The organism is Halococcus salsus, assembly GCF_009900715.1.
Taxonomy (GTDB): Archaea; Halobacteriota; Halobacteria; order Halobacteriales; family Halococcaceae; genus Halococcus; species Halococcus salsus.
Genome location: NZ_JAAAJC010000001.1, coordinates 1,316,959 through 1,330,990, shown reverse-complemented (window position 1 = coordinate 1,330,990; position 14,032 = coordinate 1,316,959). Strand labels below are relative to the sequence as shown.

Annotated in this window: 17 protein-coding genes; 3 read left to right on the top strand and 14 right to left on the bottom strand. The window is 66.0% G+C overall.

All coding sequences use genetic code 11. From position 1 onward, the window contains the following. Positions 1-25 precede the first annotated feature (25 nt). The 3 genes from GT355_RS06860 to GT355_RS06850 all read right to left on the bottom strand — a co-directional run bounded on the left by GT355_RS06860 (position 26) and on the right by GT355_RS06850 (position 3,215). On the bottom strand, positions 26-925 hold the full coding sequence (locus tag GT355_RS06860; RefSeq protein WP_160133912.1) for a polysaccharide deacetylase family protein: 900 nt from the start codon (positions 923-925) through the stop codon (positions 26-28). Between the two features lie 93 nt (positions 926-1,018). Beyond that, positions 1,019-2,005 (bottom strand): asparaginase, encoded by a 987-nt coding sequence (locus GT355_RS06855; protein WP_160133911.1) that lies wholly within the window; start codon positions 2,003-2,005, stop codon positions 1,019-1,021. 343 nt (positions 2,006-2,348) lie between these two features. After that, on the bottom strand, positions 2,349-3,215 hold the full coding sequence (locus tag GT355_RS06850; RefSeq protein ID WP_160133910.1) for an SDR family oxidoreductase: 867 nt from the start codon (positions 3,213-3,215) through the stop codon (positions 2,349-2,351). 345 nt (positions 3,216-3,560) lie between these two features. Between GT355_RS06850 and GT355_RS06845 the strand changes: the two genes are divergently transcribed. Next, positions 3,561-5,204 (top strand): FAD-binding domain-containing protein, encoded by a 1,644-nt coding sequence (locus GT355_RS06845; protein ID WP_160133909.1) that lies wholly within the window; start codon positions 3,561-3,563, stop codon positions 5,202-5,204. Between the two features lie 133 nt (positions 5,205-5,337). Here the strand turns inward: GT355_RS06845 and GT355_RS06840 are convergent, their stop codons facing one another. Both GT355_RS06840 and GT355_RS06835 read right to left on the bottom strand, forming a co-directional pair. After that, positions 5,338-5,643 (bottom strand): chorismate mutase, encoded by a 306-nt coding sequence (locus tag GT355_RS06840; RefSeq protein ID WP_120073450.1) that lies wholly within the window; start codon positions 5,641-5,643, stop codon positions 5,338-5,340. Next, the gene (locus GT355_RS06835) at positions 5,601-6,449 is read right to left on the bottom strand and encodes a shikimate kinase (protein WP_160133908.1); all 849 of its coding nucleotides are present in this window, start codon (positions 6,447-6,449) and stop codon (positions 5,601-5,603) included. The genes GT355_RS06840 and GT355_RS06835 overlap by 43 nt, the downstream gene beginning before the upstream one ends. Positions 6,450-6,527: 78 nt before the next feature. Between GT355_RS06835 and GT355_RS06830 the strand changes: the two genes are divergently transcribed. After that, positions 6,528-6,953 (top strand): DUF5796 family protein, encoded by a 426-nt coding sequence (locus tag GT355_RS06830; protein ID WP_160133907.1) that lies wholly within the window; start codon positions 6,528-6,530, stop codon positions 6,951-6,953. Here the strand turns inward: GT355_RS06830 and GT355_RS06825 are convergent, their stop codons facing one another. The 7 genes from GT355_RS06825 to GT355_RS06795 form a co-directional block, all read right to left on the bottom strand. Then, positions 6,954-7,316, bottom strand: a complete 363-nt coding sequence (locus GT355_RS06825; protein ID WP_160133906.1) for a hypothetical protein — start codon at positions 7,314-7,316, stop codon at positions 6,954-6,956. It lies immediately after the preceding gene. Further along, the gene (locus GT355_RS06820; RefSeq protein WP_160133905.1) at positions 7,316-7,555 is read right to left on the bottom strand and encodes an amphi-Trp domain-containing protein; all 240 of its coding nucleotides are present in this window, start codon (positions 7,553-7,555) and stop codon (positions 7,316-7,318) included. Before GT355_RS06820 ends, GT355_RS06825 begins: the two co-directional genes overlap by 1 nt. 105 nt (positions 7,556-7,660) lie before the next feature. Further along, complete coding sequence (locus tag GT355_RS06815) at positions 7,661-8,461, bottom strand: enoyl-CoA hydratase/isomerase family protein (RefSeq protein ID WP_160133904.1); 801 nt, start codon at positions 8,459-8,461, stop codon at positions 7,661-7,663. Between the two features lie 78 nt (positions 8,462-8,539). Next, complete coding sequence (locus GT355_RS06810; RefSeq protein WP_160133903.1) at positions 8,540-9,586, bottom strand: DUF4332 domain-containing protein; 1,047 nt, start codon at positions 9,584-9,586, stop codon at positions 8,540-8,542. Positions 9,587-9,611: 25 nt separating this feature from the next. Then, positions 9,612-10,409, bottom strand: a complete 798-nt coding sequence (locus tag GT355_RS06805; RefSeq protein WP_160133902.1) for a shikimate dehydrogenase — start codon at positions 10,407-10,409, stop codon at positions 9,612-9,614. A 46-nt stretch (positions 10,410-10,455) separates the two neighbouring features. Beyond that, the gene (locus GT355_RS06800; protein WP_160133901.1) at positions 10,456-10,869 is read right to left on the bottom strand and encodes a hypothetical protein; all 414 of its coding nucleotides are present in this window, start codon (positions 10,867-10,869) and stop codon (positions 10,456-10,458) included. 46 nt (positions 10,870-10,915) lie between these two features. Then, on the bottom strand, positions 10,916-11,683 hold the full coding sequence (locus tag GT355_RS06795; protein ID WP_160133900.1) for a GNAT family N-acetyltransferase: 768 nt from the start codon (positions 11,681-11,683) through the stop codon (positions 10,916-10,918). 170 nt (positions 11,684-11,853) lie between these two features. Between GT355_RS06795 and GT355_RS06790 the strand changes: the two genes are divergently transcribed. Continuing rightward, positions 11,854-12,558, top strand: a complete 705-nt coding sequence (locus GT355_RS06790) for an HD domain-containing protein (RefSeq protein ID WP_160133899.1) — start codon at positions 11,854-11,856, stop codon at positions 12,556-12,558. Here the strand turns inward: GT355_RS06790 and GT355_RS06785 are convergent. Continuing rightward, a complete protein-coding gene (locus GT355_RS06785) occupies positions 12,547-13,224 on the bottom strand; it encodes a LysE family translocator (protein WP_160133898.1) in 678 nt (225 codons plus the stop codon). The two genes, GT355_RS06790 and GT355_RS06785, sit on opposite strands and share 12 nt — an antisense overlap. 453 nt (positions 13,225-13,677) lie before the next feature. Beyond that, positions 13,678-14,022 (bottom strand): helix-turn-helix transcriptional regulator, encoded by a 345-nt coding sequence (locus GT355_RS06780; RefSeq protein WP_120072541.1) that lies wholly within the window; start codon positions 14,020-14,022, stop codon positions 13,678-13,680. Positions 14,023-14,032 lie beyond the last annotated feature (10 nt).

Genomic DNA, 14,032 nt, shown 5'->3' with positions numbered 1-14,032 from the left:
TCCCTCCGAGGGAGTCGACCGTCGTTTAGATGTACTCGCCGTGTGCTTCGTAGACGGACGGGTCGTCGTCGTATTTTCGGGCAACCTCCTCCAGGGTGACGAAGTCGGCGTTCTCGTGGCTCTTGACGTAGGTGATGAAGTCTTCGAGGTGCGGGATCATGTGGGGCAGTCCGTGCAGATCGGGGTGGATCGTGAACGTGTAGACTCCGGCACCCCGGCGGTTGTAGAGATAGTCGAACTGCCGCTTGTAGTACTGTTCGTACATCATCTCGGGGTCCTTGTACCCAGCGTGATAGAGCGGCTGTTTGATGAAGAGCATCGCCGGGATGTCGTCGCGATACCAGCTGATCGGTATCTCCACGACGTCCGTTTCTTCGCCATACTCGTACGGTGTCGTCCACGAATCGGGGTCCTGGTCGTACTTGATCTTCTCCCAGCTGTCGCCCTTCCGCATGTAGCCCGGCTCGAACTCCCGTTCCATGAGGCTACTGTCGTAGAGGAAGTCGTACTTCTCGACGAGTTCCGGCGTGTTCTCGCTGAACTCCCACCAGCTCGCTCGGTGACCGACCGGTTTCTCACCGGTCACCTCCTCGACGAGATCGATCGAGAGCTGGAGGATCTCGTCCTCCTGCTCGCGCGAGAGGTCGGTCGGGTTCTCGTGGGAGTAGCCGTGGACACCGATCTCGTGACCGGCGTCCGCGACCGCTTGGATCTCTTCTCGAAACGTCTCGATAGTGTGGCCAGGAACGTACCACGAGGTGTCGATGTCCTCGTCTTCGAAGAGCTGGAGCATCCGTGGGATGCCTTCGTTCCCGGCCGAGAGCCCGCGCGAGAGGTCCGCGGGCGAATCCGCACCGCCGTACGAGCCGAGCCAGCCAGCGACACAGTCCGCGTCGACGCCGATCGCTACGTCAATGTCACCCATCGTGTTCCCTCTCGCGGGCGGAGCCGATAGCCGTGGTCGTCGTCGCAAACGTTGCTGGTATCTAAGCACTCGATCTGGTGGTACGCCGTCTGGTCAAACCTCTCCCTCGAAAGCCTCGCGGAGAGCACCCATATCGCCGGTTCCGAGGGCTTCGATGAGCAACAGGAGCTTCAGGCGTGCTTTGTGTGCCGGGAGATCACCACCCTCGATGACTCCGTGTGCGCGAAGCGTCTCGCCGCCGCCAGCGGTTCCGTAGACCGGGGCGACGACGCCAGCCTGACACCGGGAGGTTATCACAACGGGAACACCCCTTTCGATGGCGTCGGCGATGGCATCGCCGAGTGCGCTCGTCGTGTTGCCGAGACCGGTTCCTTCGACGACGATACCGTCGGCATCCATCCCGAGAGCGTCGGTCACCTGCTGTGCACCGACACCGACCCCGGTTTTCACCATCGGCACGGTAGCCGTCGACGCGAGCGCATCGATCGAGATCGATCGGCTTCCCGGCTCACGGTGAACTCGGATCCCCTCGCGGGTCGAGCGCGCGATCGGGCACTTCTCGGGTGAGACGAACGCCGAGAGCTTGCTCGTGTGCTGTTTCGTCACGTCACGGGCAGCGTGGAGTTCCTCGTCGAAGGCGATATAGACACCACCCGTTCCACGAAATCGCTCGTGACTCGCCATCCGCACTGCGGTAAGGAGATTGCTCGGTCCATCGGGGCTCACCTCGTCCGGCCGCCGCTGCGCCCCTGTCAGAACGACTGGCGCGTCGAGATCGAGCACGAGGTCGAGGTAGTACGCGGACTCCTCCATCGTATCGGTCCCGTGAGTGACGATGGCCCCTTCCGCGCCGTTCTCGACGGCCGTTCGAATCCGCTTTGCGATCGTCGCGAGGGACCCGAGGTCCATGTCGAAGCTGGGTGTCTGTACCACTTCCACCACCTCGATGTCCGCATACGAGGCGAGTTCCGGAACGGCCGCAACGAGGTCGTCACCGCTCTTGCTCGGCGTCGCGCCGGTTTCGCCGGACGTACTTGCGATCGTTCCTCCAGTACTGAGAACGGTGAGTGGCACGGACATTGAACTTCGCACCACTTGGCAGTGCTGGTCTGATAGCACTTCTGGAAAAGCCACAAGACGGATCCGCTGTCTCGCTAGCGTTCGTCTCCCCGATCTCAAGTACGCTATCGGTTCTTAGACTCAGTTTATACCGGCTACCGCCTGCAGTCTGTCGCCGTCAGTGCCGACCGCGTGCGTGCCGAGACGTTCAAGGCGGTCGTTCAGAGCCCTTCACCCGATACAGTCCGCTTCGAACTGAACGCCCGAGAAAGCACCAACCGTGTTCGAAGTAGACTAGCTCTCAGTGGTTTCGTCGCGCCGTTCGACAACCGAGCCAGGGGTTCGTGATAGTGGCAGCTGAGGATCAGTCCTCTACTGTATTCTCAAACACATGCGCATGGTCCGCAACGAACTGCCGCATACCGATCGGCCTCCGTTCGAGAAGCGTTTCGATGTCTCCACTCACGCGAGCGGAGAGTCCCAACCGAACGGTGGTGTAGATACCGAGCATGACCAGAACGAAAGGCACGGGGTGGCCCCGAGCCGTCATCCGACGAACGAACGTCAGCGCCGACGGGTTCGCGTAGTCGATGGGGCGGCCCAAGCCGTTGGTGAAGATACGGGCTACCTCGTCGTAGTTCAACGCCTCCGGTCCGGTGACGTCGTACGCTCGGTTCTCGTGGCCGCCCTCGGTGAGCACGACCGCCGCGGCCGCAGCGACGTCCCGGGCGTCGACGAAGCTCGTCCTCCCCTTCCCGGCGGGGACGACGATCTCGTCGTGGTCGACGATCTCGGGTCGGTGAACCCCGCTGAGGTTCTGCATGAAGAACGACGCTCGAAGGAAGGTATACGCGAGGTCGGCCGCTTCGACGTGGCGTTCGATCCGTCGATGCGGAAGCCACGGATTCCGGTTGGCACCGAGAATCGAGAGGTAGACGACGTGCTCGACACCGACGCGGGCGGCAGCGTCGACGAACTCCCGGATACGCGCGACGTCTACCGCCGGCGGGCGAACGAGGAAGATCCGATCGACACCCGCCAACGCGTCCCCCCACGTTTCGGGATGAGTGAAATCGAAGACGACGCCAGCGTTGTCCCCGCCGAGGTGTTTCCCAGCCGTGTCACTCCCCCGGGTGGCGACCCGTACCCGTGCCCCGCGACGGACGAGGGACTCGACGACGATGGAACCGACGGTGCCCGTCGCGCCGGTCACGAGTATCGTTTGCGTCATCAGTACGTGCCACCGTCTTTAGGAACCCTCACAGAGATACCGCTGACGACCGCGGTCGCGCTGACGGCGACCCCATCCGCCCCGTCCCAGCCCCGGAGGGAGCCCAATGAACGTGTCACCAACGCTCGGATCGGGGCTACTATCGGTCGATATCGGCCGTCTCGTGGAGGAAACAGTTTCATTTTCACGGTGCTGTTTACCTCGATTTATACTCCGAGGGTCCGTCCCTCGTCACATGGAGCGACCAGGAGCCTCGGAGCGCATCCCGGAATTCCCCTCGTCCACCGAACCCGTCCACGTCCGGCACGGTCCGGGTCGATTCGAGGCAAGCATCCCCCGGTCATCGTGACGACGGACGACGGGACGATCCTGGTCTGGCACCGCACGGACCTCCGGGTTCGGGACAATCCCGCGCTCGACCGAGCCGCCGCGCTCGCTCGCGAAAGCGAAGCCACGATTCAGCCCGTCTTCGTTTTCGATCCGCGGTTCTACGGCTCGCGCTCGCTCGCTTGTGACGGTCGGATCGCCTTCCTCCACGAGTGTCTCTCCAGTCTCCGTGAGCAGTATCGTGAACGTGGTGCGGAACTCATGTTCCTTCACGGCGAGCCCGCCGAGCGATTCGGCGCGCTCCTCGATACGACGAACACCCGGTACTCACACCTCTGCTACACCCGCCATCCGACCGCCCGCTACGGTGCTCGACGCGATGACGGGCTCGAGTCTCGCATCGGCGGTGGAGGTGAGGCCGGGGATTCCCAACACTCTCGAACTAATATCGAAGCAGTCCCCGAGGGGGCGATAGTCTTCGACGCGCAGGAGCGAGGCATCGACTCGCGCGAAGGGTGGGCCGAGCAGTGTGAGGAATATCTGCGTGGAGAGTACCACCCACCGCCCGACTCGGACGTGCTCGTGTCCGAGACGAACGCCCCCGCAGGCGATGAGACTATCGAGGAGATCGAGGCGCAGTACGGGGTCGACGCCGTGAAACGGGACGTCCCTCGTGGGACCCATCGTGCGGCTCACCGTCGCCTCGATTGGTTCACCCGTGCGAAGACCATCGACCAGTATCCCGGTGGGATCTCGCCCCCAGCCGAAGCCGAACGGCGAACCTCGCGACTCTCGCCGTATCTTCGATTCGGTCTCCTCTCGGCTCGACAAGTCTATCAGGCCGGTGTCGAACGCGGTGGGGCCGAGCGTGCACGCGACCTCTTCGAATCGCGCCTGTACTGGAACCGCCACTTCCGCCAGAAGCTCGCCGACAACCCGACACTCACCCGGGAAGCCGTCAATCCCGTGCTCCGCGGACTCTACACGGACGACGACGAACACGACCCGGCGCTCGTCGCGGCGTGGAAGGCGGGTCGAACCGGCTTCCCGATGGTCGACGCCTCGATGCGGGCGCTCACCGAGACCGGCTGGTTGAACTTCCGGATGCGGGCGATGGTCGCCTCCTTCTTCGGCTACATCCTCAAACAGTGGTGGCGTATCGGCGCGGATTTCATGTACTACCACCTCGTCGACGCCGACCCGGCGATCAACTACGCCCAGTGGCAGATGCAGTGTGGGCTCGTCGGCTGTCACCCGAACCGGGTTTACAACCCACGAAAACAGGCTCGCGAGAACGACCCGGATGGGGAGTTCGTTCGGACGTACGTCCCCGAGCTTCGTGACCTCCCGACCGAATTCCTCGCCCGTCCCGAGCGAGCGCCGGTCCACGTCCAGCACGAGTGCGACACCACGATCGGCGACGAACCGGATGCCGATTACCCCTACCCGGTCGTCGACTTCGAACGCGAGGCGACCATCGCTCGCGAACAGTTCGGCCAACTCGCCGACCGAGCACGGGCGGCGCTCGACGATCCCGACGTTCGTCGACGCGCGTCGCTTTCCCGGGACCGTCGCCAGCGCATGAACGGCGAAGCCACGAGTGAGAATACGACGAACGAGCGGTCGGACGGAGGGAGTCAGCACCGTCTCGGAGAGTTCTAACCGGCGCACAACAGCCAGTCTCCGTGGGACGCGTCCGGTCGTCGAGCCAGTCGTCGACGGTCTCTCCACGAACGTCGACCGCTCACTGCGGCGGCCGGTGGCGTCGAGGGCGGACGATCGCTCGAAACCCGACCTACCGCGATTCGCGCTGTTCGACCTTGTTCAGTTCGATCAGTAGTCGAAACATCGCTTTCACCAAATTATCGTCGACGTCGAACCGCTGGGCGTTCTCGCCGGCGCGGTCCATCACGCGCTGTTCCTGGGACTCGTCGGTGGTCGGCAGTCCCTGGTCGCGCTTGACGTTCGCGATGGTCTCGGCGACGTAGGTTCGCTGGGCGATGTGCTCGACGATCTCGCGGTCGATGGTCTCGATCTCCTCGCGGAGTTCGTCGAGGTTCATCCCATCCGTGCGCCGTCGGTCCGGGTCGTCGTCAGCCATGTGTCTCCCTCGTAGTCGTCCCACGCCTCTTGTACTTTCTCTAGTGCTTCGCGCTCGCCGACCGCGGTGTAGCTCGACCCGCTTCCCGAGAGGGACGTACCAGCGGCGTGGGGGAGCGCGTCAAGTAGCGGGTCGGTCGGGAAGTCGAGCGCCGCACAGAAGGCGAACCCGTTCACCATCATCGCGCGCTCGTAGGCCCCCTCGAACGCGAGGTCGGCCACGAGGTCGGCCAGCGGCGCGACGCGCTCACACCGTTCGATGTCCGCATCGGCGCTGAACGCCCGCTCGTCCGGCATCCAGATCAGCACGTCCCAGTCGACGTCGTCGGCGTGAAGGAGCTCGTTCGTCGTGTTGTCCGCCACCACCGCGCCACCGAACATGCTCGCACGCGCGCCGGCGGCACAACCAGTGATCGTGATCCCAGCGTCCTTCGCCGCCTGGATCCCGAGGTTGAGGGCTTCCTCGCGCGGGATCTCGCGACCCAGCGCGTCGAGCGTCGCCAGCACCACCGCGTTCGCCGCCGCGCTCGAACTCTTCAGCCCCGCCGCCATCGGTACCTCGCTCGCGGTTCTCACCCGTCCACCCTCGCCGTCGCCGTGTGCGTCGACCACGAGCTCGACGCACCGCTCGATGAGGTAGGTGTCGGCATCGGGCGCGCCCTCGATCTCGCCCGTTATCGTGTCGTCGTCGTCGGTGAGCTCCACAGTCGAAGTCGTCTCGCGGTCGATGGCGAACGCACCGCCCGTGCCGGTGGCGAGCGCGTTCAGGATGGTTCCCGCCCCCGGCGCGCTCGCGTGCCCTTCCATGCCCCGGCATCCGTGCGGCCACACTTACCGCTGGCGGTCGGACGCGGCGCTTTTGGGTCGTCCGTCCCTGTTCCCGTCATGAGCCAGCACAGCGAACTCTCGCCGGACACCATCTCCGTAGCCCTCACCGAGGCCGGCATCGCGGTCGAGTACACCGACGGCCGCGAGGTGTTCTACCACGGCGTCCCCGCGAAAGTCGAGGGGAGCCACACCACCGCCCCGGGAAAGGAAGTCCACGTCCTCGTGACCGACCCGACGGAGACGGAGGGCGTGCTCGTCTACGTCAACGACCGGACGACCGCCGACGAGATCATGGAGGGGACCGGGGTCGGGCGGGTCTTCGTCGACGACGGCGAGGAGACCACGCTCTTTCCCGGCGTCAGCGTGGCTGCCGGGAGCTATCGGGTCACCGTCGACGCCGACCCGGACGTCGCTCGCGGGCGGGTGTTCGTCTTCGAGGAGGACGAGATGGGCGAACGAAGCGTCGAAGTCGTCGCCGAGTAGTTAGATGCCGGGGACGCCGAGCGCGTCGGGCGTGACGATCCCGAGCGTGCCGAGCACCACGATGACGGCGTAGACGACGACCACCGCGACGAGACCGATCCCGGCAGCGGTGATCCAGCCACCCGGGTAGCGCCAGTTGATGACGCCGACCCAGATGACGAGCATCAGGAGCGGGCCGAGCAGCGGTATCCAGCCGATGAAGACGCCCGAGAGCACCCAGACCAGCGAGCCGATCAGGGCCGTGATCGCGGGGTTGGCGAACCCCACGTCGCGGTCGGCCACGAGGCGAACGCCGGCGTAGATACCGACCGTACCGAGGATCAGGCTGACGACGAAGACGACGATGGTGTCGAGGAGCGCCATTACTCCGGCCTCCAGTCCATCTTGATCGTCACCGACTCACGACTCCCCCGGAGGATCGAGGAGCTCTCGCGTGCGCCGACCTCGAACCCGACCGCGGCGGGCGGGCTGAGCGTGATGGTCTTGTTGTCGATGTCGATGTCGAACTGCTCCCCGGATTCGAGGTCGTCGGCGATCGTTCGGAGACGGTCGGCGGCCTCGCTACGGTCGAGTTCGTCCTCGGTGATGTTCTTCTCAACCATGAGCTATTATATAGGGGGTGGTCGGTAATTAAACATTGTGCCAGCTCGGGGAGCTCCTGCGCCCTGTACGGGTTTCCGTGGGCCCACGACCACCGACCGAGGGTATCAGCGGCCGGTGAACTCGGGGTCGTAATCGTCCTCCGCGAAGGCCCGTGCGCCCTCGGCGTGGTCGTCGGTTTCGAGCAGCGTCGCGAACACCCGCCGGTCGTACTTCCGGCCCTCGTGGAGGTCGGATTCGGCCGCCACGTTGCCCGAGTCCTTTATCGCCCGCACCGCGAGCGGCGGTTTCTCCGCGATGGTCTCGACGAACCCCGTGACCTCCGCCTCGAACTCGTCGTCGGGGTGGACGTGATTGAGGATCCCCACCTCGTCGGCGCGCTCGGCGGTGATGTGCTCGCCGGTCGTCGCGAGCTCCGTCGCGACCGCGGGGTTCGCGAGCCGCGCGACGTACTGGACCCCGCCCGCCCCGGGCAGGATGCCGAGGTCGACCTCGGGGAACCCCAGCCGGCTCGACTCGCTCGCGAGCCGGAAATCACAGGCCAGCGCGAGTTCGAGCCCGCCGCCGAGACAGTAGCCGTCGATCTTCGCGACCACGGGCGCGGGGAACTCGCTGACCGAATCCCGCATGGTGTGGGGTTCGAACGCGCCCGGGGAGCTCCCCGAGAACTCGTTGATGTCCGCGCCGGCACAGAAGGCCTTCTCGCCAGCTCCCTCGAGGACTACCGCACGAACCGCGACACCCTCGGCGTCCGCGTCGCGCTCGGCGAGGCGGTCGAGCCCCGACACGATGTCCGCCCGCATCCGCGCGTTCAGCGCGTTCAACGAGTCCGGTCGGTCGAGCGTCAGCGTCGCGACGCCGGTGTCCTCGTCGAACGCCACGACCACCGCTTCGAGTTCGTCGTGCATACGGCGACCCGTCGGGTCCCGGGCGGAATACGCTGCCGGTCAAGGGAACGTCGGGTCGAAAAGAGCGAGACTGAGCCGTTACTGCCGTCGAGCCTTCGCGCGCTCGGTCCACTGCTCGACCCGGCTCTCGGAGATGCCGGTCTCGTCGGCGAGGTCGGCGGGGTCGGCGTCCGCGAGGTCGGCGACGGTCTCGACGCCGGCCTCGGCGAGCGTCTCGGAGTACGACGGCCCGATACCTTTGAGCGCGTCGGTGTCGGCATCCTCGGTCCCCTGGGTGGGGTCGGCGTCGGTCGGTCCGGCCGCCTCGGCGTCCTCGGTCGCGGAGATCGACTCGTTCGTCTCCTCGGTTATCGACCCCGTCGACCCGGCGGCGTCGCCGCCGGCGGCCGCGGACGCCTCGCTACTTTCGTCGACCGTCTCGTCTACCGCTCCCCCGCCCGAGGAGTCGTCGTCGCTCGTCTCCGCACCGTCGTGATCGAGTTCGAGGTCGTCGTCATCGCCGCCGTCGGCCGGCCCGGCGGCCTCGGCGTCCTCGGCCGCGGAGGGCGACTCGTTCGTCTCCTCTGTCATCGAGCCCGTCGAGCCAGCCGCGTCGCCTTCGGCCGCCGCTGACGCCTCCGCGTTCTCGTCGCTCGACCCTGCGTCGGTCGTGTCCGTCGATTCGGGCTCGCTCCCGGCCGATCCGGTGACCTCGCCGGGTTCGGCTCCACCCTCCGCGGACTCGTCGACCATCGACTCCGTCGAGCCCGCCGCGTCGCCGCCGGCGGCCGCGGACTCGTCCTCGTCGCCCCCGACGCCCGCCGTCGATCCGTCGTCGGCCGCGCCGGTCTCGGCGTGGTCGGCCGTGACGTCGTCGTCGCCGTCGGTCGGTCCGGCGGCCTCGGCGTCCTCGGCCGCGGAGGGCGATTCGTTCGTCTCCTCTGTCATCGAGCCCGTCGAGCCCGCCGCGTCGCTCTCGGCCGCCGCGGACGCCTCGGCGCTTTCGTCGGTGCCCTTCACCGCGGCTTCAGAGCTCGTCTCCGGGTCGGCCGACCGGTCGTCGTCGAACCAGTCGTCCGCGCCGTCCGACCGGCGGTCGTCGTCGTCGAGCCCGAGCAACGATTTGATCGTGTCGATCAACGCCATGTTGCCTGATCCTCTCCCCCGAGACTTAAATACGTGCCCGAAGCGCGCGGTTCATTGCCCCGATGGGTGCCTCGCGGCCGGTCCAGCGTTCGAACGCCGCGACGCCCTGATAGAGCAGCATCCAGCCCCCGTCGACCGTCGTCGCGCCCGCCGCCCGCGCGTCCCGCAACAGTCGGGTCTCGATCGGCGAGTAGACCGCGTCCAGCACCGCGAGGTCGCCGTGGAGCGCGCCTCCGGGGACCGGCGACTCGTCGCGCTCCATCCCGACGCTGGTCGCGTTCACCAGCAGGTCGGCATCTGCGAGCAATCCATCGAGTTCGTCGAGCCCGTGTCCCGACGCGCCATCGACGTTCGCCGCGAGTTCGTGGGCCGTCTCGACGGTTCGATTCGCGATGGTGACCTCGATCCCCTCGTCGGCGAGCGCGAACGCCGCCGCCCGCCCCGCACCGCCCGCCCCAACCACCACTGCACGGCCGTCGAGCGGGACGTCGTGGTGTTCGAACGCGCGCGTAACCCCGATCGCGTCGGTGTTGTGACCCGTCACCCCCTCCTCACCGAAATCCAAGGTGTTGACCGCCCCGATACGGGTCGCGAGGTCGTCGGGGTCGCAGTGGTCGAATACCTGCTGTTTGAACGGGATGGTGACGTTCAGCCCCTCGATACCGAGCGCTCGCGCGCCCTCGATGGCCGTTTCGAGGTCCGACTCGTCGGGCTCGAACGTGACGTAGCGGGCGTCCATCCCGAGTTCGTCGTAGGCCGCCTCGTGCATCGGCGGCGAAAGTGAGTGCGAGACGGGGTTGCCGAGGAGGCCGAACACCTGCATGGGAATCCCGAGAACGACGTGCGGCTAAAACGCACCGAAGGAGATGTTATGCGAGTTCACTGTCCAGAACGATTTTTCCGGCGGTGGCGAACCCACTGATAGCGAACAGCGCTCCTAAACCGAGTACGATAGTCGCACCCTCCTCTCCCATGTCGGAGTACGCCTGAATCGCGAGATACGCACCGAGAATACCGAATCCGAGATAGAGTAGGGCCAAAGATAGTCTGAAATAGACACTTTCGCCGATCACTCTCGAAAACTCTCGGAATCGGTCGGAGCGGTATCGAGCCAACAAGAACGTACCAAATACGAGCTCAAGGGCCGTCAGCCACCCGCCATCGAAGTATTCAGTGTGCTCTCCAAGCACGATGAGCGAGAAGAGTTCGACCCCGGCCGACAGTACTCCAAGAAAGAGCACGGCGATCCCACCGTAAAGCTCCCACTTCGAGCGCTCACTCATCGTGTGTTCTATCCGAACACACGAGCAACGGAAATACCCGTTTCGATCAGCCGTAGGTCGCGTCCCAGCGGGTGGCTTTCCGGAGGTTCCCACAGGAGTTACACTTCACACGGCCCATCGTGTCCATCGCGTTGTCGAGGCTCTCGCAGTTGGCACAGAAGTAGCCGTACTTGTCCTCCTCGTTCATGCTCGGGTCGGTGTAGGCGGTGAAGAAGGGGCCCTTCTCCCCGCGTTCGACCTCCTCGCTGTTGACGTACATCTCGCGGCCGTCGGGGGTGGTGGTGGTCGCCGGGGAGCCGCTCGGGGCCTCCTCGGGTGTCGCCTCCGCCGTGCCGGCCTTCATGTAGATGTTCTCGATGTAGGGCTCGTCGTCGATCTCGACGGTGTCGGTGTCGACGCGCTCGAAGTCGAACGACTCGTAGAACTCGTTGCCCTCCTCGTTGTCCTCGAGAACTTTCGCGCGCAGTTGGGCCGCGCCCATCCCGACCAGGTGGTCGCGCGTCTCCTCGAAGAGGTCCGCCCCGATGCCCCCGCCGCGGTAGGCGGGGTCGACGTGGAGCCAGAGCAGGTCGCCGTTGCCGCCCTCGGTCACGAGGTCTGACTCGGAGAACGCCCGTACCTCCTCGTCGTCCTCGACGACCAGGAAGAGGTAGTCGTCCTCGCCCAGCTTGCGTTCGAGGCGGTCGTCGTCGTACCACTGGGTGACCGCCCCGTCGATCGCCCGTGGGCTGAGCGAGTAGGAGCCTTCCATCGAATCGCGCGCGATCCGCCGGATCGCGTCGCCGTCGTCGATCGTCGCCTCTCGTATCTCCATGCCACCGGTTTGTGGGTCAGTAGCATAAACCCCCGGCCGGCGTGCTCCCGGCCGGCCCCGGGGCCGGGTCGGGATGGGATAGCTGATGACAGTGTCGTAACGCTAAAGAGATGAACAAACGTTTATAGGGATAACATGACTACGAATCGCGAATTTCGGGGGGTTGCTGCGTGGGCGTCGAGGTGAGGGAATCGCCGGTCTCGGCCGAGGCGTTCGAGGAGATGGAGCGGTTCGTCCGTGGCTATCTCGAAGCCAGCCTCAACAACGAGGGCGAGGGCGGCCGGATGCGGTGGTACCCCTGGCACTCGGCGAGCTACCGGTTCAACCACATCAAGAACGTGGTGGCGATCGCCACCGACATCGCCGAGCACGAAGGTGCGAACGTCGACGTCGTCCGAGTCGCCGCGGTGTTCCACGACGTCTCGAAGCTCGAAGCCGAACAGGACCTCCACGCCGAGGCCGGCGCGCGGGTCGCCCGCCAGTACCTCGAAACCCACGGCGACTACCCGCCCTCGTTCATCGCGGAGGTCTGCTCGGCGGTCACCGACCACTCCTATCAGGGCCCGCTCACGGAGCTCCCCCTGGAGACGCAGTGTCTCATCGAGGCCGACCTCCTCGACAAGATCGGCGCGAACGGCTCGATACTCCTCCTGCTTCGGATGGGCTACGAGTCACGGACGCACATGGACGCCGCCGAGATGGTCTCGCGGGTGGCCGACCGCGGCCGCGACGCCGAGACCCGGATCGAGACCGACCGGGGCGGGAGCATCATCCACCAGCGGCTCAAGCGGGTGAAGTGGCTGCGCGAGTGGCTCGAAGACGAGGTCGCGGGGATGACCGTCGAGGGGGTGGTGAACGACGGCTCACCCAAGTGATCCGACCATCGTGAGCGCTTCGCCGAGGAAGACGACCCCGAAGCCGGCGAGCACGATGGCGCTGGCGTAGGCGACCGCCAGTCCGACCCCCGAGGCGCGCCGTTCGGCCGCGACCAGCGTCGCCGGGAACCCGACGACCCAGAGCAGGATGCCGGCGAAGAAGCCGACGAGGAGGAGCGGGCTCCCGGTTCGGACCACCAGCAGGCCCGAGAGTTCACCAACCGGAAGCGAACCCAGCACGTCGATCCGGCCGGGTTCGAGCAGGCCCACACCGACCGTGAGCCAGAACGCGATCTGGAACGGGTTCGTGATCGCGAGAACGAACGCCTTCCGGAAGCCGCGGCTCTCCGCGGGTGCCTCGTGGGTGGCGGTGGCGTCGCGCGCCGCACCGACGGCGAAGTAGAGCATGAGGAGGCCGCCGACCGCGAACGCGACGCCGCGGACCGCCGGCACGCGTTCGACGACCGCGACGACGCCGACGAGCGCGAGCACGAGAAAGCAGGCGTCGGCGGTCATCGCCCCGAGACCAGCCCGGAAGCCCGCCGTCCAGCCGCGCGTCACGCTCTCCTCCGCGATGACCGCGTTCATCGGACCCGGCGGCGCGGCGACCGAGAGACCGAACACCACGCCCGCGAGCGCCGTCGTCACCGTGCCGAGCACCGTCATTCGTTCGATGTGGGCTCGCTCCCGTGAAAACGGTGTTTATCCTCCTCGATACGTCTCCAGGGCGGTGCCGTAGTGCGATTCTGAGGCGATCCTGGGGCGGTTGGCAGATGTGTTGTCGGACGCACCGCGGCCGCAGCGGTGCGGCCGCGGCGCGGGGCGGCGGTGCAGCGGTACGGTTGCGGGGCCGTAGCTGGTGCCTGGTGGACGAAGGGCGAGCGCGACTGGAAGGAGCGCGAGGGCTTCGGCGGTTGCGGTGCTGTGCGGAGCGGTTGCGGAGTCGGTAGCGATTGCACCGCGAACGAGGCCGAAGGCTGAGTGAGCGGCCTTTTTAGTCCACTGGAAGAGCTCCGCTCTTCCAAGCTCTGTCTCGCTACGCTCGACAGAACGGGTTTTTGGACGGGGTTCGGCCGAGCGCGAAGCGCGAGGGAGGACCCCGTCTAAAAAAGCGGGATCCTACTCGTAGGCGAGCTGCATGATCCACTGGGAGAAGACGTCGCTCTCGGGTTCGACGTCCTCCTCGCCGACCAGCGGCGAGAGATTGTTGCCCGCCATCAGCAGCGAGAAATCCAGGTCGCGGGCGACCGGCGAGAGGTAGTAGGTGTTGTGGCCCTCGTAGACGGTGTCCTCGCGTTCGATGAGGTCGCGGTCCTCGAGCGATTCGGCGATCCGGCTGCCCTTCCGGGAGGTGACGTCGAGTTCCTTCCAGAAGTCGCTCTGGTGGACCCCGCCCGTCGTGCGGACGAGTTCGAGACCGGCGCGTTCGTCCTCCGAGAGTTCCTCCTCGACCGTGGTGCTCATACCGGTCGAA

What these genes read in the sequence shown, in the direction of transcription:
- GT355_RS06795 (WP_160133900.1), bottom strand. Translation starts at nt 11,683, where the DNA reads ATGGAGATACGAGAGGCGACGATCGACGACGGCGACGCGATCCGGCGG.
- GT355_RS06840 (WP_120073450.1), bottom strand. Translation starts at nt 5,643, where the DNA reads ATGGCTGACGACGACCCGGACCGACGGCGCACGGATGGGATGAACCTC.
- GT355_RS06860 (WP_160133912.1), bottom strand. Translation starts at nt 925, where the DNA reads ATGGGTGACATTGACGTAGCGATCGGCGTCGACGCGGACTGTGTCGCT.
- GT355_RS06800 (WP_160133901.1), bottom strand. Translation starts at nt 10,869, where the DNA reads ATGAGTGAGCGCTCGAAGTGGGAGCTTTACGGTGGGATCGCCGTGCTC.
- GT355_RS06830 (WP_160133907.1), top strand. Translation starts at nt 6,528, where the DNA reads ATGAGCCAGCACAGCGAACTCTCGCCGGACACCATCTCCGTAGCCCTC.
- GT355_RS06785 (WP_160133898.1), bottom strand. Translation starts at nt 13,224, where the DNA reads ATGACGGTGCTCGGCACGGTGACGACGGCGCTCGCGGGCGTGGTGTTC.
- GT355_RS06820 (WP_160133905.1), bottom strand. Translation starts at nt 7,555, where the DNA reads ATGGTTGAGAAGAACATCACCGAGGACGAACTCGACCGTAGCGAGGCC.
- GT355_RS06805 (WP_160133902.1), bottom strand. Translation starts at nt 10,409, where the DNA reads ATGCAGGTGTTCGGCCTCCTCGGCAACCCCGTCTCGCACTCACTTTCG.
- GT355_RS06850 (WP_160133910.1), bottom strand. Translation starts at nt 3,215, where the DNA reads ATGACGCAAACGATACTCGTGACCGGCGCGACGGGCACCGTCGGTTCC.
- GT355_RS06815 (WP_160133904.1), bottom strand. Translation starts at nt 8,461, where the DNA reads ATGCACGACGAACTCGAAGCGGTGGTCGTGGCGTTCGACGAGGACACC.
- GT355_RS06835 (WP_160133908.1), bottom strand. Translation starts at nt 6,449, where the DNA reads ATGGAAGGGCACGCGAGCGCGCCGGGGGCGGGAACCATCCTGAACGCG.
- GT355_RS06810 (WP_160133903.1), bottom strand. Translation starts at nt 9,586, where the DNA reads ATGGCGTTGATCGACACGATCAAATCGTTGCTCGGGCTCGACGACGAC.
- GT355_RS06825 (WP_160133906.1), bottom strand. Translation starts at nt 7,316, where the DNA reads ATGGCGCTCCTCGACACCATCGTCGTCTTCGTCGTCAGCCTGATCCTC.
- GT355_RS06855 (WP_160133911.1), bottom strand. Translation starts at nt 2,005, where the DNA reads ATGTCCGTGCCACTCACCGTTCTCAGTACTGGAGGAACGATCGCAAGT.
- GT355_RS06780 (WP_120072541.1), bottom strand. Translation starts at nt 14,022, where the DNA reads ATGAGCACCACGGTCGAGGAGGAACTCTCGGAGGACGAACGCGCCGGT.